Annotated in this window: 25 protein-coding genes; 12 read left to right on the top strand and 13 right to left on the bottom strand. The window is 63.9% G+C overall.

All coding sequences use genetic code 11. The annotated features are described in order from the left end of the window. Window positions 1-292 precede the first annotated feature (292 nt). Window positions 293-1,219, top strand: coding sequence for a LysR family transcriptional regulator (locus NAV32_RS06155; protein ID WP_256051917.1), 927 nt, complete (start codon window positions 293-295; stop codon window positions 1,217-1,219). Between the two features lie 150 nt (window positions 1,220-1,369). Continuing rightward, window positions 1,370-1,747 carry a DUF3301 domain-containing protein gene (locus tag NAV32_RS06150; RefSeq protein WP_256051916.1) on the top strand — a complete coding sequence of 126 codons (378 nt, stop codon included), beginning with the start codon at window positions 1,370-1,372 and terminating at the stop codon, window positions 1,745-1,747. 20 nt (window positions 1,748-1,767) lie between these two features. On the opposite strand, the gene NAV32_RS06145 is transcribed toward NAV32_RS06150, so the two are convergent. After that, window positions 1,768-2,736, bottom strand: a complete 969-nt coding sequence (locus NAV32_RS06145; RefSeq protein WP_256051915.1) for a CobW family GTP-binding protein — start codon at window positions 2,734-2,736, stop codon at window positions 1,768-1,770. Between the two features lie 86 nt (window positions 2,737-2,822). Here NAV32_RS06145 and NAV32_RS06140 point away from each other — a divergent pair, with 86 nt between their 5' ends. Further along, window positions 2,823-3,176 carry an NADH:ubiquinone oxidoreductase gene (locus tag NAV32_RS06140; RefSeq protein WP_256051914.1) on the top strand — a complete coding sequence of 118 codons (354 nt, stop codon included), beginning with the start codon at window positions 2,823-2,825 and terminating at the stop codon, window positions 3,174-3,176. 45 nt (window positions 3,177-3,221) lie between these two features. Here NAV32_RS06140 and NAV32_RS06135 read toward each other — a convergent pair whose 3' ends face one another. The 9 genes from NAV32_RS06135 to NAV32_RS06095 form a co-directional block, all read right to left on the bottom strand. Continuing rightward, window positions 3,222-3,746, bottom strand: coding sequence for a DUF3617 domain-containing protein (locus NAV32_RS06135; protein WP_256051913.1), 525 nt, complete (start codon window positions 3,744-3,746; stop codon window positions 3,222-3,224). 97 nt (window positions 3,747-3,843) lie between these two features. Further along, entirely contained in the window at window positions 3,844-5,778 is a 1,935-nt protein-coding gene (locus NAV32_RS06130; protein ID WP_256051912.1) for a DUF4105 domain-containing protein, read from the bottom strand. A 20-nt stretch (window positions 5,779-5,798) separates the two neighbouring features. Then, window positions 5,799-6,119 (bottom strand): DUF2388 domain-containing protein, encoded by a 321-nt coding sequence (locus NAV32_RS06125; protein WP_256051911.1) that lies wholly within the window; start codon window positions 6,117-6,119, stop codon window positions 5,799-5,801. A 25-nt stretch (window positions 6,120-6,144) separates the two neighbouring features. Beyond that, the gene (locus NAV32_RS06120) at window positions 6,145-6,438 is read right to left on the bottom strand and encodes a DUF2388 domain-containing protein (RefSeq protein WP_256051910.1); all 294 of its coding nucleotides are present in this window, start codon (window positions 6,436-6,438) and stop codon (window positions 6,145-6,147) included. Window positions 6,439-6,522: 84 nt separating this feature from the next. Beyond that, on the bottom strand, window positions 6,523-6,840 hold the full coding sequence (locus tag NAV32_RS06115; RefSeq protein WP_256051909.1) for a DUF2388 domain-containing protein: 318 nt from the start codon (window positions 6,838-6,840) through the stop codon (window positions 6,523-6,525). Between the two features lie 60 nt (window positions 6,841-6,900). Then, the gene (locus NAV32_RS06110) at window positions 6,901-7,101 is read right to left on the bottom strand and encodes a DUF1127 domain-containing protein (RefSeq protein ID WP_256051908.1); all 201 of its coding nucleotides are present in this window, start codon (window positions 7,099-7,101) and stop codon (window positions 6,901-6,903) included. Between the two features lie 321 nt (window positions 7,102-7,422). After that, on the bottom strand, window positions 7,423-8,874 hold the full coding sequence (locus NAV32_RS06105) for an NAD(P)(+) transhydrogenase (Re/Si-specific) subunit beta (protein ID WP_256051907.1): 1,452 nt from the start codon (window positions 8,872-8,874) through the stop codon (window positions 7,423-7,425). Continuing rightward, the gene (locus NAV32_RS06100) at window positions 8,871-9,200 is read right to left on the bottom strand and encodes an NAD(P) transhydrogenase subunit alpha (protein WP_256051906.1); all 330 of its coding nucleotides are present in this window, start codon (window positions 9,198-9,200) and stop codon (window positions 8,871-8,873) included. Before NAV32_RS06100 ends, NAV32_RS06105 begins: the two co-directional genes overlap by 4 nt. Window positions 9,201-9,213: 13 nt before the next feature. Continuing rightward, window positions 9,214-10,335, bottom strand: a complete 1,122-nt coding sequence (locus NAV32_RS06095; protein WP_256051905.1) for a Re/Si-specific NAD(P)(+) transhydrogenase subunit alpha — start codon at window positions 10,333-10,335, stop codon at window positions 9,214-9,216. A 525-nt stretch (window positions 10,336-10,860) separates the two neighbouring features. Here NAV32_RS06095 and gspE point away from each other — a divergent pair. The 9 genes from gspE (at window position 10,861) to NAV32_RS06050 (ending at window position 18,659) form a co-directional block, all read left to right on the top strand. Continuing rightward, complete coding sequence (gene gspE / locus NAV32_RS06090; protein ID WP_423836418.1) at window positions 10,861-12,450, top strand: type II secretion system ATPase GspE; 1,590 nt, start codon at window positions 10,861-10,863, stop codon at window positions 12,448-12,450. 112 nt (window positions 12,451-12,562) lie between these two features. Further along, entirely contained in the window at window positions 12,563-13,777 is a 1,215-nt protein-coding gene (gene xcpS, locus NAV32_RS06085; RefSeq protein ID WP_256051904.1) for a GspF family T2SS innner membrane protein variant XcpS, read from the top strand. A gap of 134 nt (window positions 13,778-13,911) precedes the next feature. Continuing rightward, a complete protein-coding gene (gene gspG / locus NAV32_RS06080) occupies window positions 13,912-14,361 on the top strand; it encodes a type II secretion system major pseudopilin GspG (RefSeq protein WP_256051903.1) in 450 nt (149 codons plus the stop codon). 3 nt (window positions 14,362-14,364) lie between these two features. Beyond that, window positions 14,365-14,937 carry a type II secretion system minor pseudopilin GspH gene (gene gspH, locus NAV32_RS06075; protein WP_256051902.1) on the top strand — a complete coding sequence of 191 codons (573 nt, stop codon included), beginning with the start codon at window positions 14,365-14,367 and terminating at the stop codon, window positions 14,935-14,937. Then, the gene (gene gspI, locus NAV32_RS06070; protein WP_256051901.1) at window positions 14,934-15,323 is read left to right on the top strand and encodes a type II secretion system minor pseudopilin GspI; all 390 of its coding nucleotides are present in this window, start codon (window positions 14,934-14,936) and stop codon (window positions 15,321-15,323) included. Before gspH ends, gspI begins: the two co-directional genes overlap by 4 nt. Continuing rightward, complete coding sequence (gene gspJ, locus NAV32_RS06065; protein WP_256051900.1) at window positions 15,323-16,024, top strand: type II secretion system minor pseudopilin GspJ; 702 nt, start codon at window positions 15,323-15,325, stop codon at window positions 16,022-16,024. Before gspI ends, gspJ begins: the two co-directional genes overlap by 1 nt. Further along, entirely contained in the window at window positions 16,021-17,001 is a 981-nt protein-coding gene (gene gspK, locus NAV32_RS06060; RefSeq protein WP_256051899.1) for a type II secretion system minor pseudopilin GspK, read from the top strand. Before gspJ ends, gspK begins: the two co-directional genes overlap by 4 nt. 3 nt (window positions 17,002-17,004) lie before the next feature. Continuing rightward, window positions 17,005-18,147: a type II secretion system protein GspL gene (gene gspL / locus NAV32_RS06055; protein WP_256051898.1), complete on the top strand. Its 1,143-nt coding sequence runs from the start codon at window positions 17,005-17,007 to the stop codon at window positions 18,145-18,147. Then, on the top strand, window positions 18,144-18,659 hold the full coding sequence (locus NAV32_RS06050; RefSeq protein ID WP_256051897.1) for a type II secretion system protein M: 516 nt from the start codon (window positions 18,144-18,146) through the stop codon (window positions 18,657-18,659). The genes gspL and NAV32_RS06050 overlap by 4 nt, the downstream gene beginning before the upstream one ends. Window positions 18,660-18,668: 9 nt before the next feature. On the opposite strand, the gene NAV32_RS06045 is transcribed toward NAV32_RS06050, so the two are convergent. The 3 genes from NAV32_RS06045 to NAV32_RS06035 all read right to left on the bottom strand — a co-directional run bounded on the left by NAV32_RS06045 (window position 18,669) and on the right by NAV32_RS06035 (window position 23,145). After that, complete coding sequence (locus NAV32_RS06045) at window positions 18,669-20,072, bottom strand: aminoacyl-tRNA deacylase and HDOD domain-containing protein (protein WP_256051896.1); 1,404 nt, start codon at window positions 20,070-20,072, stop codon at window positions 18,669-18,671. Between the two features lie 76 nt (window positions 20,073-20,148). Beyond that, window positions 20,149-22,221, bottom strand: coding sequence for an ATP-dependent DNA helicase RecG (gene recG / locus NAV32_RS06040; protein ID WP_256051895.1), 2,073 nt, complete (start codon window positions 22,219-22,221; stop codon window positions 20,149-20,151). Between the two features lie 3 nt (window positions 22,222-22,224). Next, window positions 22,225-23,145 carry a hydrogen peroxide-inducible genes activator gene (locus NAV32_RS06035; protein ID WP_256051894.1) on the bottom strand — a complete coding sequence of 307 codons (921 nt, stop codon included), beginning with the start codon at window positions 23,143-23,145 and terminating at the stop codon, window positions 22,225-22,227. Between the last annotated feature and the right edge of the window lie 137 nt (window positions 23,146-23,282).

Here is a 23,282-nt window from a genome sequence, read left to right as displayed (position 1 = left end):
TATGGCTCGGTATCAGTGAACGACTAAAAATCACATAAGACAAATACTGTTTTTGCCTAGCAGCTATCATTTATTCTTATGGATTTATGTTGGTGCAAAAAGATTTCAGATGCACCATTTAAGGGCTTTTATTCGCGGTATTTTTCGGTATTTTTAAAGCAGTTCCTGGCGCTTTTTCTCTTTTGTAGGGGGATTATGTGTTTTTAACAGGGCTGGATTTAGGGAGAGGCGCTATCTTCTTATCCTTATAGGTACTGCCTAAAGGATTTTTATAACCAATGGCGAGTAATCAATGAATCTCAAGCAGTTGCGTTATTTCGTGCGGATTGCCGAGTGCGGAAGCCTTTCGAAAGCCGCCGAAGAACTGGGGATCGCCCAGCCGGCTTTGAGTCAACAGCTACGGGCCCTGGAAGATGAGTTGGGCGTCGAACTCGTGACTCGCCATTCTCGGGGCATTGCGCCTAATGATCTGGGGACGATGCTGTTGAGCCATTTCGGCACCATACTCACTGAAATCGACAGAACCCCGCTGCTGGTACAGGATCTGACTCGTAATCCGAGCGGAGAAGTAAGGTTGGGCGTGACCACTACCGCAGCGCGTGCCCTGACCGCACCGCTCGTGGCCAAGGTGCATGAGTACTATCCGGGCATCACTTTGCACGTGGTCGAGGCCATGAGTGGGAGCTTGAGCCAGTCCCTGCAGCGCGGAAGCCTTGACCTGTCGATTCTTTACGAGCCGAAGCTTCTGGAACTGGATGATGCCGACCTCATGCCGATGCTCACGGAAGAGCTGTATCTCATTTCCAAGAACAAAGGCATCGTAAAAAACAGAAAGGTCGTGCCGTTCTCAATGCTCGAAGAGCTTCCGCTGGTCCTTCCGTGTTATCCGAATGTGTTGACGAGGCTGTTGTACGAATTGGCGGCCAAGCGGGAAGTCAAGCTGGACGTGAAGTTTGAAATCGACTCACTGAGCAGCATCGTCGAATTGGTGAATGCCGATTTCTGTACGGTCCTCCCGCTTGTCTGCCTGGGTCGTGAGATCGAGGAAGGAAGAGTGGTAGCAACGCCTATCACTGACCCGCGCGTGAGCTGGAGCGTGCATATTGCCGCCGCCCGCAAGGGGGTGCGTTCACGCGCGGTGCGTGCCGTCCATAAGCTTCTGATCGAAGTGGTGCATGAAATGGTCGAGAGCGGCTCATGGCCCGCTCGGCTCATCTAAAGAGCGCCGCCCGATGCGTCGCGGGCCTCAAGACAAGAGCGAAGCAGGTATTTCGCCCCGTTCTCGCTGGGGTGAAAGTGATGGGAATGGGTTTAATCTGTCTGCTTGCGTGGCTGTTAAGCTGGGCGCCATTTTCGATGGATTTCTTGCATGCTGACTCTGGGCAATTTCACCGTCTTTCTATTTTTCGCTGCGGTTGCCGCCTGGTTCTGGCATGCCCATGGCATACGCGAGCGCGCGTTGCTGGCGGTGCAGCGCCACTGTCAGAAGCTGGATATCGAACTGCTCGATGGCAACGTTGCATTCCGCCGTCTGGGCTGGGTGCGTGATGCGCGGGGGCATCGCCGCTTTGCCCGTGTGTATGGTTTCGAATTCACCGTGACCGGAGAGCAGCGGCATCAGGGCAGTATCTGCATGTTCGGCATGCGCGTGGGTCCGGTCGAAATGGATGCTCATCCGTTTCCGGCGCAGGCGGCAGAGCAGGGGCGGGTGATCCAGATGGATGACTGGCGCAATCGCAGCGACTGAGTAAGGTCCTGTTTGGTGCTTCAACGACCAGCCAGGCAATGGCGCAGGCCGAGGTTGAGTGCTGCTTCCGACTGCGCATCAGCGAAAATCAGCTCAAGGCGTGAATCGCGCCGCCATTCGCTGGACTTGAAGTCCAGCGGTCCGCCTGCCAGCGCATTCGCAGACACCCAGCCGTGCTCCCCGTGCAACACCAGTTTGGCGCGCAGCCAGGGTTGCGTCGCGAGCCATTCGCTGACGCGCGGGATGGCGAATACCTGGCTTGGATGCCACCGCCAGCCGATGCTCCAGCCTTCGGTCGCGGCATGGCTGAGCACTACCGGCTTTGTCGGATCGAGCCAGACGCCGGGCAGTGGTGCTGCACCGGGCGCGGGCAGATTGTCCGCTGCCGCCTTCTTGGCGCCGCGCTCGATGCCTGGCAGTCGCGCCAGATCGAGTTGCCCCTGGGACGTCCAGAAAACCGGCCGTTCCGGCAGTCTTTTCTGCAGCTTCTCGCGAGCCTCGTTACCCAGTTGCTCGCTCTTGTTCAACACCAGCAGGCCAGCCTGAGCGGCCATTTCCTGTTGGCTGGGGGCGAGGGCGTCGTTTCGTGCAAGTGCTTCGGCATCCAGCACCATCACCGCCGGTTGTAGCGCCAGTACCCGATCCCAGGGCGCCTGACGCAGCTGCTGCAGCAATTGCAGCGGATGGCCAAGCCCGGACGGTTCGATCAGCAGGCGATCTGGTTTGACCTTGCGCAGCAGCCGGTTCAAGCCGATCTGGAAGGGCACGCCGTTGACGCAGCACAGACAGCCACCAGCGACTTCGGCAAAGCCGATGCCACTGTCGTCGCGGTGCAGCAGCGCAGCATCCAGGCCGATCTGGCCGAATTCGTTGATCAGCACGGCCCAGCGCTCATGTGTAGGTTTCTGAGCCAGTAGCGCCCGAATCAGGCTGGTCTTGCCGGCACCCAGTGGGCCGGCAATCAGGTGGGTGGGGATCTGTTCGAGCATGTGAGCCTGTGGTTAAAGGCGTGAAGCGTGGATGCTGTCAGGGTGGCCCGGCATGCTAGATTTACCCTCTTTCAAGGGGGTGATCGATGCGACTGTTGGCGCTTTGCATGCTACTGGCAACCGGACAGGCCCTGGCCGAGGCCTGCATTGTGACCAGCAGCGGGGCCGGTGTGGAAGTCAAAGTCTGTCAGGAAAACAAAAGCATCCCTACTGAGCTGTTCCGCAGCGGTTACTGCCAGCCCCAGCTGGCCGGGCAGCAAGTCGAGGTCGAGTTTGTCGAGCAGTGCCCTACCGGCGCCTTCGGCATTTGTCGCAACTCCCAGGCCTCCAACCTGAGTTACCGCCAGGATATTCATTATTACGGCGTGGCCAGCGACGCCCGCTTTCTGCAGCCGGCTTGCGAGCAGAACAGCGACGGCCACTGGCACGTAGAAGATTGACGCAAGCCCTGGCCGCACAGGGGTTCCACGTGGAACCCCTGTGCCTTACTGGGCGGGTTTCAGCGTGCCGCAATCCTCGCCAAGCCAGCGCGCCTGGGATTCCATGCGGCTGCTGCCCTGCTCGCTACCGACGCTGTAGCGCGTCTCCATGACACTGATGAATTCTCGCTCGCTGATGAAGCGGGTCTCGCCTTGGCCGCTTGCGTCGGGGCACTGGAAACGGAATTTCCACAGGCGCTCGCTGCGTTCGATGATTTCCTGGGTGCAGTCTGGCTGATCGCTGAAGGGCAGCGTCTCGGCATTCACTTGAGCCTCGCTCAGGCAGATGTGTACACCCTGGCCGCCGAGCTGCACGCCCTGAGCGGCCAGCATGTCTTCCATCATCTTGCGCTGGTCGGCTGGCAGGTTCTGCAGCTGTTCGAGCATCTCGTTCATGCCCGGCATCTGCTGGCCATCAACCTCGACGTTGCGGCTGGAGAACTCCCAGAGTCCGGGCAGGATGGGGGCGGCCTGAGCCGGCAGCGTGCAGGACAGCACGGCGAAGGTGAGGGTGGTCAGTATGCGATTCATGAAGCGGCTCTCTCTGGTAGGTATGGTCCCAGAATAGATGCACCGGAGCGCCACGCTTTTTGTAGTAGTGGATTTATCCGCAGGCCGGGAGCAGGCCCTAGCGCAGCTCCAGCCCACCCTCGGCCTTGTGCAGTTGGCGCAGGTGTTGGCCGATTCGCTCAAGGTTGTGCTCGATGCTGTCCAGTTCCAGGCTGCGTTCCTCGCTCAGCAACAGGCGCACTTCGCGATCCAGTTCTTCGCTTAGCTGGTTGAGCTGGGCCTGACGTTGACTGCTTTGCTCCTCCAGGCGCTGCCATTCACCCGCTTGCGGCAAGCCGTAACCTTCGTCGTTGAGCAACTCGGCGGGGCGGCTCAGGTAGCCGCTGTTGGCAAGAATCTGCTGCAGCGCGCCATCGGCCTTGGCCAGGCTGGCATCGCCGCGCTCGCGGCCACTGAGGTAGCGCTTCTTCAGTTCTTCCTGGGCCAGCAGCAATTGCTGGCGCAGGGCGGCCTGTTCCACCAGCAGCAATGCCGCGCTGGCGCGCAGGTCGGCTTGTGCGATCCAGGGCTGGCGTTCGCCGGCCGACAACTCCAGCCACTGTTCCACTGTCTGCTGCGGCAACTTCAGGCGTTCCTTGAGTACGGTAAACATTGCCTGATAGCGGTCGCGATAGGAGTCGAAGCGATAACCCAGGCGCAGCGCCTCGCGTGGGTCGTCGAGCACGCTGGCGTCGGCCAGATTACGGGCGATCAGCAGTTCCAGCAGGCCGCTGGGCAGGATGCTGTCGAGCGCCGCCAGCTCCGCACGATGGGTGCCGCTGCGCAGCAGCTTGAGGGTTTCCACTGCGCAATTGTTGGACAGGAAGTAGTAGTCGCCGTCATAACTCCAGTGCAGCTCGGCACTGCGTTCGACCAGCATCTCGATTTCGCGGCGCTCCAGCCGCAGTGGAATCGAAGCCAGGCTGCGCAGTTCGACCTTGGTGTATTCGTCGATCACCTGCCCCAGTGGCAGCACGAACAGACGCGAGGGATAGGCGCCGGTCAGGCCGTCCCAGCTGGACAGCTGCACATCGCCGACAAAGGCGCGGAAGGACAGCACCAGATGATGATCCAGATCCAGCCGGCAATCGGCGCCGCGCGTGCGGCCCGGTGCGCAGATTACCAGCCGCAGCATGCTGTGGCCCCAGCGGCTGACCCAGGCGTCGTTGGCTTCGGCGAACAGGTAGTCCACTTCAAAGACGCGCTCTGGATCGAGGCGCAGCAGTGGTGTGCGGGCCAGGTCCTGGCCCGCGTTGAGAATCGGATAGCCCTCACCGCAGGCCTGCACGGCGGCAGGCTGCCAGCCGAAGTGCTCGCGAAAGTAGCGGTGCAGTGAAGGGCGGCGGCAGGCATAGCTGGAGTCCAGGAGAAAATACTCCAGATTCACCGCGACGAATTCCAGCGGATGGCTCAGCTCGTAAACATCGGGGCTGCGTGCCACCTGGGCGTTGTGCCTTTCGCGCTCGCCACGGCTGCCGACCCGCTGTGGCCAGCCGGCAAGATCCAGCAGGCGCGGATCGTCGCTCAGGGTAAAACGCCGCTGCGTCTGCCCCCGGCATTCGTGCGGCAGGCCGATCAGGCCGAGGCTGGCGGCGCGCTGGCTGCAAAAGGCCTGATGGCGGTTGTCCACAGGCGACCATAGACGGGCGCGGTCGTAGAGATGTGCCAGTTCGTGGATCAGCGTGGCGAGCAGTTCCTGACGCACCGTGCCATGCACCCGAGTGGTGCGCTGCCCGGCGGCGGAGCCGTCAGTCAGCGACGGCAGCAGGCGTCGATTCAGCTCGATCAGGTTGCCGCCGGCACGCCCGTAAGCCTGCTCCGGCAGGTGCTCGCTCCAGCGCACGCGGATCTGGCGATCCAGCTGCTGCAGCATGCGCGGCGGCAGGGCAGCCAGGGCTTCGTCAAGCAGAAGTTGGGTGGCGGCGCGTTCTCCAGGTGACAGCAGGTGCTCGTCCAGCGACAGATGCAACGCTGCGCACGCTTGACCCGCAAGGCTGGCCAGCAGGACAGCCATCAGCCAGGCGCAAGCTGATTTCACAGGGCGAGGATGGTTTCGGCCAGCGCCTGATCACTTGCCTGACGGGCTTCGGCGAATTCGTGGCGCAGGGCGTTGAAGGCTGCTTCCAGACGTGCGCCACGAATATCGCCGGCACTGGCGACGAAGCTGGCGGCTTCGTCACGGGCATCGAGGACCAGCTTCATGCCGCTGACCCGGCTGGTCGCGTCCGAGGTGAAATTGATGCTGCGATCCACCGCATTGATGACGATATTGCTGGTGGCGACCAGTGTCTGTGCCTGGACCGCCCCGGCGAGCAGGGTCAGCGTGACGGCTGTGGCGGTGAGTAGCTTGAGCATTGCGAAATCTCGTTAAGGCGGGCCGTTATTGGACGAGGATAGCCTGGGCCAGTTCCAGATCACTGGCCGCCAGTCCCGGATGCTGCTCGCGCATCCAGCGCAAAGCGGCTTCCAGGCGTGCGCCCTGGAGCTGGCCGGCACTGGCGACGAAGCCTGCCGCTTCGTCCCGGGCATCGACGATCAGCTTGTTCTCGAAGGGCAGGCTGGTCAGTTGGCTGGTGACGTAGCCGGAAGCCACGGTGCCGGCCAGGGTGGTGTCGAATGCCTGGGCGCTGCCGCACAAGCAGCAGCCGGCCAGTAAAAGGTAAAGCGAGCGCATGCGAATCCTGATGCTAGAAAAAACCAGCGGCAAGGCTAGCGAAACGCCAGCGTAACGGCCAGCCCTGCGGTTTTTCCAACGGTTTCAGCGTGCCAGAATCGCGCGCGCCAGCTCAAGGTCGGTGGCTTCGATGGTCGGGGCCTGGGTGCGGATGTGCACAAGAGCCGCTTCCAGCTGCGCGCCCTTCTGCTCGCCATTGCTGGCGACGAAATGCGCGGCGTCATCGCGGGCATCCAGTACCAGTTTGTCGTCACCGATTGAGGATGTCAGGTCGGACGTGCCTTCCACGGTATTGATCAGCGAAGCGCCAAGGGTATCTGTGGTGGCGATAAAGCTGGATGCCGAAGCGGCACCCGCCAGCAGGGTGGCGGATGCACCAAGGATCAGCAGGAATTTCAGCATGGGACTCTCCAGTACGGCTTTAACAGGGAAGGTGCATGCAGAATAGTGCCGGGTTGTCTGTCAGCGCCAGAAGGGTTTTTTCAGCTCAACCATTCGATCGCTGTGGCTGATGCCTGTATCGGCCAGCAGGCGATCATCCAGCGTGGCGAGTTGGCGGCGTGTTCGAATCCTTTGCCGCCACAGGCGCAGCAGTTGCTTCAGGCTTGCCAGCGTATCGCGCGAAGTGCGCAAGGAGAGGATGCGGGGTAGGGCGCGATCCATGATGCCTTCCTTCCGGCTGCCGCCGGGTGAGTGGACATACAGGGTCGCGCAGGGCGGTTTTGGCAGACAGTCACAGCGCTGGAAAATTGTGCCGGTTCAGTTGCTCAAGGCTGGAAACTGTACGGCTCAATACGGAAGGAACTGTGTCGACGGCGTCCACGGCTGAGCATGGACGCCGCACTTGAACAAGCTCATGACGCAAACGCCTGCGGCGATTCCATCCTACAACGGACCGTAGCCTGTATTGGCCGAAGGCGTAATACGGGTTTCCGAAGGCGTTATCCGGCATTCAAAGGCCTTCCGTCGCCATCCCCCGTCAGGTTACTCCACAGCCTTGACCATGTCCTCAACCACCTTCTTGGCGTCGCCGAAGACCATCATGGTCTTGTCCATGTAGAACAGCTCGTTGTCCAGGCCCGCATAGCCGCTGGCCATGGAGCGCTTGTTGACGATCACCGTCTTGGCCTTGTACGCCTCGAGGATTGGCATGCCGGCGATCGGCGACTTGGGATCGTTCTTCGCTGCCGGGTTGACCACGTCGTTGGCGCCGAGCACCAGCACCACGTCGGCCTGGCCGAACTCGGAGTTGATGTCATCCATCTCGAACACCTGCTCGTACGGCACTTCGGCCTCGGCCAGCAGCACGTTCATGTGGCCAGGCATGCGCCCGGCAACCGGGTGGATCGCGTACTTCACGGTCACGCCCATGTGCGTCAGCTTTTCGGCCAGCTCCATCAGCGCGTGCTGCGCGCGGGCCACCGCCAGGCCATAGCCGGGGACGATGATCACGGTATCGGCGTTGGTCAGCAGGAAGGCGGCGTCGTCTGCCGAACCGGACTTCACGTTGCGCTCCAGCTGCGCGCCCGCCGGGCCACCGGCATCCGCGTCGGCACCGAAGCCGCCGAGGATCACGTTGAAGAACGAGCGGTTCATCGCCTTGCACATGATGTACGAGAGGATCGCGCCAGAAGAACCCACCAGCGAGCCGGCGATGATCAGCATCGAATTGTTCAGCGAGAAACCGATACCGGCCGCCGCCCAGCCCGAGTAGCTGTTGAGCATCGACACCACCACCGGCATGTCCGCGCCGCCGATGGGGATGATGATCAGCACGCCGATGACGAAGGCCAGCGCCACCAGCAACATGAACGCGGTGAAGTTGCCGCTGAAGGTGTAGATCAGCCCCAGCACCAGGATCGCCACGCCCACGGCGAGGTTGATCTTGTGCTGATTGGCGAACACCACCGGTGCGCCCTGGAACAGGCGGAACTTGTACTTGCCCGACAGCTTGCCGAAGGCGATCACCGAACCGGAGAAGGTGATGGCGCCGATGGCGGCACCGAGGAACAGCTCCAGGCGGTTGCCAGCGGGAATCGGGTAGCCGATGGCCTGGACGATACCCAGCGACTGCGGCTCGAGCACCGCGGCGATGGCGATGAACACCGCGGCCAGGCCGATCATGCTGTGCATGAAGGCGACCAGCTCGGGCATCTTGGTCATCTCGACGCGCCTGGCCATCAGCGTGCCGATGCTGCCGCCGACCAGCAGGCCGAGGACGATGAAGCCCAGGCCCGTCCAGGCGCTGGCGCTTTCGACCAGTTGCGCGCCGAGCTTGAACACCAGGAACACCGTGGTGACCACGGCGATGCCCATGCCGATCATGCCGAACAGGTTGCCGCGGCGTGAAGTGGTGGGGTGCGACAGGCCTTTGAGGGCCTGGATGAAACTCACCGAAGCGACGAGGTAGAGCAGGGTGATCAGGTTCATGCTCATGGCTTGGACTCCGCCTTGGCGCTGCCGGCAACGGCGCGCTCCTTCTTCTTGAACATTTCCAGCATGCGCCGGGTAACCAGGAAGCCACCGAAGACGTTTACGGCGGCCAGCGTCACGGCCAGGGTGCCCATCAGCTTGCCCATCGGGGTGACGGTCAGTGCCGCAGCGAGCATGGCGCCGACGATGACGATCGCCGAGATCGCGTTGGTAACCGCCATCAGCGGGGTGTGCAGGGCCGGTGTGACGTTCCAGACCACGTGGTAGCCGACGTAGATCGCCAGCACGAAGATGATCAGGTTGTAGATGCCGTCTGAAATGAGATCCATGTTCGCGTCTCCCTTAACCGTTGGTCCGTACGACCTGGCCGTCGCGGCACATCAGGCACGCGGCGACGATGTCGTCTTCGAGGTTGAGCTGGAACTGGCTGTCCTTGTCGATGACCAGCTTGAGGAAATCCAGCAGGTTGCGGGCGTACAGCGCCGAGGCGTCAGCCGCGACCAGCGTCGCCAGGTTGGCGTGGCCGACGATGGTCACACCGTGGCGCACCACCACCTGGTCGATCTCGGTCAGCGGGCAGTTGCCACCGTGGCCGGCCGCCAGGTCGACGATCACCGAGCCGGGCTTCATCTGCTCGACGGTGGCTTCCTGCAGCAGCGTTGGCGCCTTGCGGCCCGGGATCAGCGCGGTGGTGATGACGATGTCCGACTGCAGCGCACGCTGGTGCACCGCCTGCGCCTGACGCGCCATCCATGAGGCCGGCATTGGCCGCGCATAGCCGCCGACGCCTTCGGCGCATTCGCGCTCCTCGTCGGTTTCCAGCGGCACGTCGACGAACTTGGCGCCGAGCGATTCGATCTGCTCCTTCACTGCCGGGCGCACATCCGAGGCCTCGACCACCGCGCCGAGGCGCTTGGCCGTGGCGATGGCCTGCAACCCGGCGACACCGGCACCGAGGATCAGCACGCGCGCGGCCTTCACCGTACCGGCAGCGGTCATCAGCATGGGCATGAAGCGCGGGTAGTGATGGGCGCCGACCAGCACCGACTTGTAACCGGCGATGTTGGCCTGCGACGAGAGCACGTCCAGGCTCTGTGCACGGGACGTACGCGGCGCGGCCTCCAGGGCAAAGGCGGTAATGCCGCGGGCGGCCATGCGCGCGATGCAGTCATTGTCGAACGGGTTGAGCATGCCCAGCAGCACGCTGCCGGATTGCATCTGCGCCAGTTCAGCCTCGTCCGGCGCATTGACCTTCAGTACCAGCTCGGCGGCAAAGGTCGCGGCGGCATCGCCGATGGTTGCGCCGACCGCTTCATAGGCGCTGTCCGGCACGCTGGAAAGCAACCCGGCGCCGCTTTGCAGCGTCACCCGGTGCCCTTGGCCGATCAGTTTCTTGACGGTTTCCGGGGTGGCGGCGACGCGCGTCTCCCCGAAGTGGGTTTCGAGAGGAACACCGATGTGCATTGTTGTTGTTCTCCTGCGTAATCGTGGCCAGCAGACCTCTGTGTAGGGGTCATGTGCTGCTTCGCTGGTGATACGTTTCTGGCCGCTTCAAAGGCGGGTAAAGCGGCTGACAGCCCGATTCCGACGGTTTTTGGTCGGTCGCGGCGGCGCATTCTGCAAGCGCTAAAAAAATCAAACAACTGTTTTAATCAGAACTGTAAATATTTTTACGTTCAGAAACTGACCAAAAGTGCGGCTTCCGGCTATGCAGATCCTGCGTTAGCGAGCCGTTCAAGCGGCGCTGCAATGAGGCCGCCGGCCCATAAATGGCGCGCCGTAGAATGAGGTCCGAGCTCTGTGGCCGGTATTCGTCTGGAGCGTTGTTCCATACCGACCTTGGTGCCGGTTCTGCCGATGGCTTTGACTGCTGCATGTAAAAAACGATCAAAGCTGCGAATGCCATCCAATCCTTGTAGTCCAAAGTCATTGACGACGCCGGAGCGAGTGCCGGCGAGCTTCGATTGTCTGACTGCCGGGACGGCAACCATGGCCGAGATGAACCTGAGCGAAATACCCCCAGTGCTGGTTGAACCGGTGCGTCTGCGCCTGCCTTTCGCCTTTGCCCGGCGTCACGGCGTGATCCTGCTGACAGCAGATGGCAAGCCATGTCTGGGCCTGCGCGAGGGCGCGGCCCTGACCGCCGTGCAGGAAGCGCAGCGCGTGGTGGGTGGGCCGCTGCCGGTGCAATGGCTGGCCCAGGCCGAGTTCGACGAGGCGCTGGGCGCCGCCTATCAGCACGATTCCTCGGCGGCGATGCAGATGGTCGAAGGGCTGGGCGAGGACATGGATCTGCACAGCCTGGCCGACCAGATCGAGCAGACCGAGGATCTGCTGGAGCAGGAAGACGACGCGCCGATCATCCGCCTGATCAACGCGCTGCTCGGCGAGGCGATCAAGGAAAACGCTTCGGATATCCATGTCGAAACCTTCGAGAAGCGCCTGATCATTCGCTTTCGCGTCGACGGCATTCTGCGCGAAGTGGTGCAACCCAAGCGTGAGCTGGCGGCGCTGCTGGTGTCGCGGATCAAGGTCATGGCGCGGCTGGATATCGCCGAAAAGCGGATTCCCCAGGACGGGCGAATTTCCCTGCGGGTGGGTGGGCGTGAGGTGGACATCCGCGTCTCCACCCTGCCATCGGCCAATGGCGAACGGGTGGTGCTGCGCCTGCTCGACAAGCAGGCCGGGCGCCTGACCCTGCAGCACCTGGGCATGAGCGAACGTGATCGTGTGCGCATGGAGCAGGCGGTGAAGCGGCCTCACGGGATCATCCTGGTCACCGGCCCCACCGGCTCCGGTAAGACCACCACCCTGTACGCCGCGCTGACCACGCTCAACGACCGCACGCGCAACATTCTCACCGTCGAGGACCCCATCGAATACAACCTCGAAGGCATCGGCCAGACCCAGGTCAACACCAAGGTCGACATGACCTTCGCCCGCGGCCTGCGCGCCATCCTGCGCCAGGACCCGGACGTGGTGATGGTCGGTGAGATCCGTGACCAGGAAACCGCAGACATGGCCGTACAGGCCTCGCTCACCGGCCACCTGGTGCTTTCGACTTTGCACACCAACAGCGCCATTGGTGCGGTGACGCGGCTGGTGGACATGGGCGTGGAGCCGTTTCTGATTTCCTCATCGCTGCTTGGTGTGCTGGCCCAGCGGCTGGTGCGGGTGCTCTGTGATGACTGCAAGCGCGCCTATGTTGCCGACGAGGCCGAGTGCGCGCTGTTCGGCCTCGCCCCGGACCAGGCGCCGACGCTGTACCACGCCGAGGGCTGCGATGCCTGCCGTCAGCTGGGCTATCGCGGGCGTACCGGCATCTATGAACTGGTGCTGTTCGACGACAGCCTGCGCAGCATGATCCACACCCGCGCCACCGAGCAGGACATGACCCGTCATGCGCGCGAGCTTGGCCCGAGCATCCGCGACGACGGCCTGCGCAAGGTGCGCGAAGGCGTGACCACCATCGAGGAGGTGCTGCGCGTCACCAGCGAGGACCGCCGCTCCGGCCAGACGGATCGCAGGCACAGCGGCGAGCGCCGGGGAACCGCCCATGACCGTCGGGAAGCGAGCTGATGAGTGCCTGCCTTTTCGCGACTGAAACCGTACCCACAGGCCGTTCGCGACGGCTTTTCGTGAGCGCGGCTTCAGCTGCACAGCCGCCACGCCATCGATTGGTCAACGCCTGATGGCCGCCTTTGAATACGTGGCGCTCGATCCACGGGGCCGTCAGCATAAGGGCCTGATCGAGGCGGACAGCCCGCGTCAGGCCCGTCAGCTCTTGCGTGACAAGCAGTGGTCGCCGCTGGAGGTCAAGCAGGCACGCTCCAGAGAAGACAGCGGTTCAGGCGGGTTCAGTTTCGGGCACGGCTTGTCGGCCCGCGACCTGGCGCTGGTCACTCGCCAGCTGGCGACGCTGGTGCAGGCCGCGCTGCCCATCGAGGAAGCCTTGCGTGCCGCCGCGGCGCAAGCCAGCTCGCAGCGGATCAAGTCGATGCTGCTGGCGGTGCGCGCGCGGGTAATGGAGGGCCACAGCCTGGCCGCAGCCCTGCGTGAATACCCCTCGGCCTTCCCCGAGCTGTACCGCGCCACCGTGGCTGCGGGGGAGCATGCCGGGCATCTCGGTCTGGTGCTTGATCAGCTCGCCGACTACACCGATCAGCGCCAGCAGTCGCGGCAGAAGATCCAGCTGGCGTTGCTCTACCCGGTGATCCTGCTGGTGGCTTCCCTGGCCATCGTGGTGCTGCTGCTGGGCTACGTGGTGCCGGACGTGGTCAAGGTTTTCGTCAATACCGGCCAGGACCTGCCGGCGCTGACCACCGGCCTGATCGCCACCAGCGAGGCGGTGCAGCGCTGGGGCTGGCTGATGCTGCTGGGTATTGTCGCTGCTGGCGTGGCCATGCGTCTGGCCTTGCGTGACCCGAATATCAAGCGCCGCTGGCACGCCATCATCCTGCGCATTCCGCTGGTCGGGCGGCTGGCGCGGGCGACCAATACCGCGCGCTTCGCCTCGACGCTGGCGATTCTCACCCGCAGCGGTGTGCCGCTGGTGGATGCCCTGGGCATCGCCGCCGCGGTGATCGGCAACCTGCGCATTCGCGAGCGCGTGGTCGAGGCGGCGCAACGTGTGCGCGAGGGTGGCAGCCTGACCCGTGCGCTGGACGCCACTGGCGAATTCCCGCCGATGATGCTGCACATGATCGCCAGCGGCGAGAAATCCGGTGAACTGGACCAGATGCTGGCGCGCACCGCCCGCAATCAGGAAAACGACCTGGCCGCGCAGATCTCGCTGCTGGTCGGGCTGTTCGAGCCGTTCATGCTGGTGTTCATGGGAGCCGTGGTGCTGGTCATCGTACTGGCCATCCTGCTGCCGATTCTTTCTCTCAACCAACTGGTGGGGTAATGCTTATGAAGTCGAACGAACGCAGCAGGTTGCTGAAAAGCGTAGGCGAGGCAGGCAAGACAAGGCAAAAACAGGCGAGGACGCGGAGTTTAGGTGCTCTAAATGAGCAGTCCGAGCCTGTTTTTAACGCAGTATTGCCAACGCAGGTAGCGTTTCAGCGGCCTGCTAAACAGAGGGGCTTCACCCTTATCGAAATAATGGTGGTGGTGGTGATCTTGGGCATCCTTGCAGCGCTGGTGGTGCCGCAGGTGATGAACCGTCCGGATCAGGCCAAGGTCACTGTGGCCAAGGGTGATATCAACGCCATTTCCGCTGCGCTGGACATGTACAGACTGGACAATTTTTCCTATCCCAGCACCCAGCAAGGCCTCAATGCGCTGGTGGAAAAGCCCGGTGGCAGCCCGCAGCCAAAGAACTGGAACCGCGACGGTTACCTCAAGCGCGTGCCCAAGGATCCCTGGGGCAACGACTACCAGTACTTGTCGCCGGGCACCCAGGGCCCGTTCGATCTCTACTCGCTCGGCGCCGATGGCAAACCGGGTGGCAGCGACCTGAACGCGGATATCGGCAACTGGGATCTGTGATCCATGACGCGGGCGCGACGCGGCGGCTTCACCCTGGTCGAGCTGCTGGTGGTGATTGTCATCCTCGGCGGGCTGGTGGGCCTGGCAGTGCTGGCCACGGGCAGCTCCGGCTCGTCCCGTGAACTACGCGATGAAGCGCAGCGACTGGCCAGTCTGATTGGTCTGATGGTCGATGAAGCGGTGCTTGACAGCCGTGAATATGGACTGCTGATCGACCCTCAGGGCTACCGAATCCTGCACTACGACGAGACCAGCGGGCGCTGGCAGGAAGCCGACGGACGCCAGTCCCGCAGGGTGCCGGAATGGATGCACCTGGAACTGGAACTCGATGGCACGCCGCTGCGGCTGACGGCCCCGGTCAGGCGTGAGGACGACCGCGCCGGCCTGTCCCGTGAGGGCGACCGCGAGCGGCGCAGTACGCCCCGCCTGGAGCCGCAGGTGCTGCTGTTGTCGAGTGGCGAGCTGTCGCCCTTTACCCTGCGGCTGATCGATTCGCGTGCGGCTGGCGGTGGCTGGCAGGTGTCCAGTGACGGTTTCCGGATGCCCCGTGCCGAACCGCTGGAAACCTCTCGATGAAGCCGGCGCGTGCTTTCACCTTGCTCGAAGTGCTGGTGGCGTTGGCGATTTTTGCCCTTGTCGCCGCCGTGGTACTGACCGCCGCCGGCCGCAGCGTGACCAATGCAGGTCGGCTGGAAACCCTGACCCTGGCCAGCTGGATCGCCGACAACCGGCTCACCGAGCTGCAATTGCAGCGCCCGCCACCAGGCATCGGGCGCGAAGAACGTGCGCTGGCGTTCGGCGGTCGCCAATGGCAGACACTCAGCGCAGTGGAGTCCAGCGGCACGCCGGGCCTGCTGCGCGTTACCGTCTGGGTTGCGGCGGTCGAACCGCGCGGTGACACCGGCCCGATCGCCGAGCGTGCAGTGACCAGCCTCAGTGGCTTTATCGGGACAACGTTCTGATGCGCCGTGCCGGGGCGGGCTTCACCCTGCTGGAGCTGCTGATCGCCATTGCCCTGTTCGCCCTGCTGGGGCTGGCGACCTACCGGATGCTCGAAGCGGTGCTGCGCAGCGACGAGGTGGTGCGCGCTCAAGAGGTGCAGCTGCGCCAGCTTGCACGGGCGCTATGGTCTCTGGAACGGGACCTGATCCAGGCTGTGCCGCGGCCCATCCGTGACGGTTATGGCGACGAGCAGAATGCCTTTGTCGGGCAGCTCGCCAGCATCGACCAGGGTGTTTCCTTCGAGCTGACCCGCAGCGGCTGGCGCAACCCCACCGGCCTGCGTCGGGCCAATCTGCAACGGGTACGCTGGCGTCTCGCCGGCGACAGTCTGGAGCGGCTCTACTGGGTGGTGCTCGACCGAGATGTCGACAGCCAGCCGCGTGTGCAGCGGGTGCTGGAGGATGTGTCCGCATTGCGCCTGCGTTATCTGGACAGCGAAAGCGCTTGGCACGAGGAATGGCCGCCCTTCGAGTTTGGTCGCCGGGACCCCGAGCACCAGGTCCGGCGTCTGCCCGCCGCCGTTGAGGTATCGTTCGAGCATCCGCGCTACGGCAGCATTACCCGCTTGCTGCGTCTGCCTGAAAGTGTGCCGCCAGCGACCTTCAGCCAGCCGGACGACACACAGACCGAGCCGCCCGCGCCGCAGGAGCAGCCGCAATGAAGGCCGAACGTGGCGTTGCGCTGATCACCGTACTGCTGGTGGTGGCCATCGTCACGGTGGTCTGCGCCAGCATGATTGCACGCCAGCAGCTCTCCATCCGCGCCACCAGCAACCAGTTGCAGGCACGACAGGCCTGGCATTACGCCCTGGGTGGCGAGGTGCTGGCGCAATCGATCCTGCGCCGCGACGCCGAAGCCTCTGGCAATGGCGCACAGCCGCCGGTGGATCATCTGCTCGAAGCCTGGGCGCAGCCGCAACCGGTCTACGAGCTCGATGAAGGGCAGGGCCAGGTACAGATTCGCATCGAGGATCTGAGCGGGCGCTTCAACCTCAACAGCCTGATACAGGACAACCAGCCCAACGAGGCCGCACTGGCACAGTTGCGCCGCCTGCTGCTGCGGCTGGAAATCACCGAGCCTTACGCCGAACGTCTGCTGGACTGGCTCGACAGTGATCAGCAGCCCACTGGCGAAACGGGCGCGGAAGACACGGCCTACCTGCTACTGGATCCGCCCTACCGCACGGCGGGCCGCCGACTGGACGACCTCTCCGAGCTGCGCCTGCTGCTGGGCATGCGTGACGAGGATTTTCAGCGTCTGGCGCCCCATGTCAGCGTATTGCCGGCGGGCACCCCGCTGAACGTCAACACCGCCAGTGCGCTGGTGCTGTCCAGCCTGGCCGACAACCTCGGCCCCGCTGCTGCCGAAGCCCTGGTGCAAGCGCGCCGGGCCGGTGGATTTCGCGATGTGGCGACCTTTATGGCGCAACCGGCGTTTGCCGCTGTCCAACTGGAGGACGCCCGCGTGGCGGTGACGAGCCAATACTTTCAGGCCATCAGCGAGGTGCGTCTGGCTGACCGTCGCCTGGCGCTGGTGAGCCTGTTGCAGCGCCAGGCCGACGGCGAGGTACGTGTGCTGCAGCGCAATCTGGGGCAGCCGCCAAGGCTGCCTCGTCAATCAGATGAAGGGGATCGATAGCCGATGGACAGCCTGTTCCTGCCTGCCGATTGCGGCCCGCGCCTCGATACCGGGACGCGGGTGTACTGGCTGCCCCGCGAAGGTGTGGCGGGCTGGATGACGCTGGAAGAGGTCGCCAGGCAGACGCCGGCTGCGCTGGCGCTGGTGCTGCCGGTGGAGAGGTGTAGCTGTTTTGCGGTCAGCCTGCCGACGCGCAAGGCGCGCTGGGTTGCCCAGGCGCTGGCCTATGCCGTTGAAGAACTGCTGGCGGAGAATGTCGATGACCTGCACCTGACCCACGGCGAGGCGCTGGAAGATGGCCGTCTGCGCGTCATCGCCATCAGCCGTCAGCTGCTGGCCGATTGGCTGGAGGATCTGCAGGCGCTGGGCCTGAACATCGTTGCCATCCATGTGGATGCCGATCTGCTGCCGCGTGACGGCTGTCAGGTGCTGTTCATGGGCGAGCGTGGACTGCTGGGCGGCAGCCCGGAAGCCCGGTTGGTGTTTGCAAGCGACCGCTGGGCGGAACTGGCGCCCCACTGTCCGGCACCCCGGCATGGGCACGGCACGCTGGAGCTGGCGCCCGAACGGCTGGATGACTACCGGCAGCTGGACGACCCCTATCGTTTTCTCGCCGCTGGTCGAACCGGCGCACTGGATCTGGCCCAGGGCGAATTTGCCGTGCGCCGCGCCAGCGATGGGCTGGGCCGATGGATGCCGGTGGCGGCGGTGCTGGGCCTGCTGCTGGTGGTGCAGCTGCTGTTCAATCTGGTCCAGGCCTGGTCGCTGGAGCGCCAGGGCGATCACTACGCCGAAGCCAGTCGCGCGCTTTATACCGAGCTGTTTCCCGAGGACCTGCGCATCGTCAACCTGCGCGCGCAGTTTGCTGCGCATATCGGCCAGAGTGCCGGTCATTCCGCCGAATTCATGGGGCTGCTCGACGAAGTGGCGCTGGCCATCGGTGAGGGCATGCCGGTGACCATTGATCAGCTGGATTACAACCAGGCCCGTGGCGATCTGGCCCTGCAGGTGCGCGCCAGCGATTTCGCCGCGCTGGAACAGTTGCGTCAGCGTCTGGGCCAGAGTGGGCACCCGGTCCAGCTGGGTTCGGCCAGCCGCGATGGCGAAGCGGTCAGCGCCCGCATCGTCATGGGAGGACAGGGATGAACTGGAAACAGCGGGCGCGCGCGGGTCTGATGCAGTCCTCGCTTTGGCTGCGCTGGCAGGCCTTGCAGCCGCGGGAACGGCTGTCGCTGGGGCTGCTGGGCGCATTTCTGCTGGTCACACTTTTCTATCTGCTGATCTGGCAGCCGGCGCAGCAGCGTGTGCAGCAGGCGCGGGATTACTTCGTGCAGGAGCGAGAACTGCATGCCTACCTGGAGCAGAACACCGAGCTGGCCCGACAGATGTCGCGCAGCAACCCGGTGACACTGGCGCCCGAAGCGCTACAGGGGCTGGTGACGGCGACCGCGCAGCAGCACGGCCTGACGATCGAAAGCCTCGACAGTGGCAGCGACGGCAGCCTGCAGGTGACGCTGCCCGGTGTTTCCCATGCCGCGCTGCTGCGCTGGTTCGACGAGTTGCAGAGTGCCGGCGCGAGCCTGACCGAGGTCAGCCTGGGTCGCACCGGGGATGGTCGGGTCGACGCGCGGGCAAGCTTTCGTGCGGCTGGCTCCTAAAACCCGGCGTCAGTGCGTCGGGCTGAACTGCTGCGCCAGCGCACGCAGTGCGGCTTCCGCGTCGAGCACCCTGCCGACCACTTCATGGGCTTTTTCGCGAGTCAGTCCGAGGCGATCGAAGAGGTCCTGAGGAACCTCGCTATAGGCCCCCGAGCCGATACCCCGATTGCGTAGCATGCGCACCGCCAGGCAGACCAGATTGGCGTGGCTGGCATGCTCGCCCTGATAGTCCGGGTCGTGCTGGAAACGCAGTGCGGTGGAAAGTTCCTCCGGCATGCCCCAGTAGCGCATCAGCCAGGCGCCGATCTGCTCGCGGGTAATGCCCAGCAGATGCTGCTCGACCTGGCTGTGGTGCAGGTGCGGGTTGACCTCAAGATGCCGACAGATCAGCGAAAAGTGTGGCGGGAAGACATGCGCCAGCACCATGTAGCCGAAATTGTGCAGCAGCCCTGCCAGGTAGCTGAGACCGGCTTCAGGTCGCTGGGCGCGTGGAATGGCGCGGTTCAGGCCATCGATCACCGCCGCGGTGTAGATCGCCTGCTGCCAGTACGGCGTCGCCTGCTGCGGCTTGTCGCTGGGCAGGCTCAGCGTCTTGCCCAGCGCCAGGCCCAGCGCCAGATTGATCACCAGATCGAAACCCAGTACGCGAACAATGGCGTCCTCCACCGAGCGGATCTTGCCGGGCGCGGCGTAATAGGGCGAAGCCGCCCAGCTGACCACCTGCGCGGCCAGCGCCGGATCGGTTTCCACCACGCCGGTGATGTCGTCCACGGTGGCGTCCGGGTTGACCCTCAACTTGATGATCTTCTGCGCCGTCTGCGCCAACGGCGGAATCTCGATGGTTTCTTCCAGACGCTGCTGAATACGCCGTGCTGTAAAGCTCTGCACCGCCAGGGTGATTTCGGCGCGGTCGTCATCGGGACGGTCGAGGTTGGGCCGAATACCACTCAAGGGGACGGCGAAGCGACCGGCGCTGGCCTTGCTCAGCAGGGTCTTGAAGTCCTGCGGGGTCAACACCAGCAGCAATCCCGGCAGGCCGCAATCGATCATCAGTTCGGTTTGCTGCAGCAGGCACTCTTCATAGAGGCAAGGTGAACTGGTCAGCGGAGGCAAGCCGGGCAGCACCTGCAGATCGTGTCGTGCCAGCATGCGCTCCAGCCGTTCAGGCTTGACTGCCGACAGCTGGCGCCCGGTCAGCTCCGTCACCCGCGACAGATCGAGCAGGTGATCGCGCGGATACAGCACCAGCAGTGCTCCGATTGCATCGTCGAGCAGAATGGCCTGCACCCGCTGCGCAGGGTCCAGGCCGGGATCGTCGACCTGCGTCCGGTAGCTCAGGCCGAGGTCGTCCATCAGTTTCGTGATGAGCAGAGGCGGAATGGAATTGGGCATGTTATCGACAGCAGCTTTCATGGGCGGGTCCGAAAACAGGTATGTGGCGCAGTATAGCGAAGCCGCTCCGAAAGACAGCCGCAACGACAGGCGGTTGTCACACCTGCCCGTATTGTTGGCCATGTCGCAGCCAGCGCTCCAGCAGCGGGCTGACGTGTCCGGGCCAGTGTTCGAGCAGGGCTTGGGCGGCATCGCGGACTGCTGGCAGCAGGTCGGCGTCGCGCATCAGGTCGGCCACCTTGAACTGCAGCAGGCCGGTCTGGCGGGTGCCGAGCATTTCGCCGGGGCCGCGCAGTTCCAGGTCCTTTTCGGCGATGACGAAGCCGTCATTGGTGTCGCGCATGATCGCCAGACGCTGGCGACCGATCTGCGACAGCGGCGGGTGATAGAGCAATACGCAATGGCTGGCTGCGCTGCCACGCCCAACCCGGCCGCGCAGTTGGTGCAACTGGGCCAGGCCCAGGCGTTCGGGGTTCTCGATGATCATCAGGCTGGCGTTGGGTACGTCCACGCCCACTTCGATCACCGTGGTGGCGACCAGCAGTTGCAACAGACCTTCCTTGAACGCCAGCATCACCGCAGCCTTTTCGGCAGGCTTCATGCGGCCATGGATCAGGCCGACGTTGAGCCCGTCCAGCGCCGCTGTCAGATCCTCGAAGGTGGTTTCGGCGGCCTGGCAGGTGAGTTCTTCCGACTCTTCGATCAGGGTGCAGACCCAGTACGCCTGGCGGCCTTCGTTACAGGCCGCACGCACCCGTTCGATGACTTCCAGGCGGCGGCTGTCGGCAATCACCAGCGTATTGACCGGCGTACGACCTGGCGGCAGCTCGTCGAGGATCGAGGTATCCAGGTCCGCATAGGCGCTCATCGCCAGGGTGCGTGGAATGGGCGTGGCGGTCATGATCAGCTGGTGCGGGCAGAGCCGGCCGTCGATGCCTTTCTGCCGTAATGCCAGGCGCTGTTGCACGCCGAACCGGTGCTGCTCGTCGATGATCACCAGCGCCAGTCGGCTGAAACGCACCTCGTCCTGAAACAGCGCATGGGTGCCGACCACCATCGGGCAGCCGCCGGCGATGCGCTCCAGCGCCGCGGTGCGGGCCTTGCCCTTGAGCTTGCCGGCCAGCCAGGCGACCTCGATGCCCAGCGGTTCGAGCCATTTGCAGAAGGTGACGAAGTGCTGCTCGGCGAGGATCTCGGTGGGCGCCATCAGCGCGACCTGATAGCCGGCTTCCAGCGCTTGTAGCGCGGCCAGCGCGGCGACCACCGTCTTGCCGGCACCCACGTCGCCTTGCACCAGGCGCAACATGGGTTCCGGCTGGGACAGGTCGTAGGCGATCTCGGCGCCAACCCGCTGCTGCGCGCCGGTGGGCTGGAAACCGAGATTGAGCAGATAGCGCTGCGGCAAGGTACGGGCGACCGGCAATTGCGGTGCCTGCTGGGCGCGCACGCTTTCACGCAGGCGCTGCAGCGACAGCTGATGGGTCAGCAGTTCTTCGAAGGCCAGGCGGTGCTGGGCCCAGTGGCGGCCTTCGGCGAGCTCTTCCAGATCGGCGTCCGGTGGCGGTCGATGCAGGTAGCGAATCGCCTGGTCCAGTGCGCCCAGACGGTAATCGCGCGCCAGCTCCTCAGGTAGCCAGTCCGGCAGGCTGTGCGGGCCAAGCCGGCTCAATGCCTGCTCGCTGAGGTTGCGCAGGCGCTGCTGGGTCAGGCCTTCGGTAGTGGGGTAGATGGGGGTCAGCGTCTGTTCGACCGGTGCCGGTTCGCTGGTCAGGGCGCGGTATTCGGGGTGGTAGATTTCCAGCCCGGAAGCACCGGGGCGTGCCTCACCGAAGCAGCGCAACTGGGTGCCACGCTTCATGGCTTCCTTCTGTGCGTTGCTGAAGTGGTAGAAGCGCAGGCTGAGCGTGCCGCTGCCATCCTGCAGGCGCACCAGCAGACTGCGGCGACGGCCCATGAGCACGTCGGCACCTACTACCACGCCTTCGATCACCGCATCCTGACCGGGGCGCAACGCGCCGATGGGCACCACGCGAGTGCGGTCCTGATAACGCAGCGGCAGGTGAAACAACACGTCCTGCAGGGTTTCCAGGCCGACCCTGGCAAGCTTCTCGGCCAGCGCGGCCCCGACGCCCTTGAGCGCTGTGACCGGAACCGTTGCCAGCTCGCTCATGGGTCAGTCTTTCGCAACCGGTGGTTTGCCCACCGAACACAGGCGGATGGAGTCGGCCAGGATTTCGATGGCCTTGGGTCGGGGGAAACTGGCGCGCCAGGCGATGGCCACGGTGCGGAACGGTACCGGCGGGGTCAGCGGGCGGATATCCAGCACGCCGGCAGAGTAATGATGGCTGTCCACTGCCGACAGCGGCAGGATCGACACGCCCAGCCCGGACGCGACCATGTGGCGGATGGTTTCCAGCGAAGAGGATTCCACGGTGGTGTGGCTCGGCGCCTCGCCCTTGCGCGTGGTGGGGCAGGCTTCCAGTACCTGATCGCGGAAGCAGTGGCCTTCGCCGAGCAGCAGCAGGCTCTTGTCGTTGAGCATCTGGCTGTCGATGGTTTTCTTCGCGGTCCAGGGGTGGCCGGCTGGCATCAGCACGTAGAAGGGTTCGTCATACAGCGGCTTGGTCAGTACGTCGGCTTCCTGGAAGGGCAGCGCGATGATTATGGCGTCCAGCTCGCCAGTGCGCAGCTTGTCGCGCAGCACATGGGTGAAGTTCTCTTCGATGTACAGCGGCATGTCCGGCGCCACGCGGTGCAGCTGCGGGATCAGGTGCGGGAACATGTAGGGGCCGACGGTGTAGATGGCGCCGACCTTGAGCGGTGCGGCCAGCTGGTTCTTGCCCGCTTGTGCAAGCTCGCGAATGCTCTGTGCCTGCTCCAGCACTTTCTGCGCCTGGGTGACGATGCCTTCGCCGACCGGCGTCAGGCGCACGGCGCTCTTGGTGCGTTCGAAGATCAGTACGCCCAGCTCGTCCTCGAGCTTCTTCACGCCGACCGAAAGCGTCGGCTGGCTGACATGGCAGCGTTCGGCGGCGCGGCCAAAATGCTGTTCCTGGGCGAGCGTGACGATATAGCGCAGTTCGGTCAGAGTCATAGCGAGTATCCATCAGAGTGCGGGTTAGCATAGCCTTTGCTCGTTGATGAACCAACCGGCAGCGATACCTTGTTTAGCGCGAAACAAAACCGTGCGGCGTACACTGCGACAAGCGAAACCCTGTTGATGGAGCAACC

Source organism: Stutzerimonas stutzeri (genome assembly GCF_024448695.1).
Lineage (GTDB): Bacteria > Pseudomonadota > Gammaproteobacteria > Pseudomonadales > Pseudomonadaceae > Stutzerimonas > Stutzerimonas stutzeri_T.
This window is presented reverse-complemented; position numbering and strand designations above follow the sequence as displayed.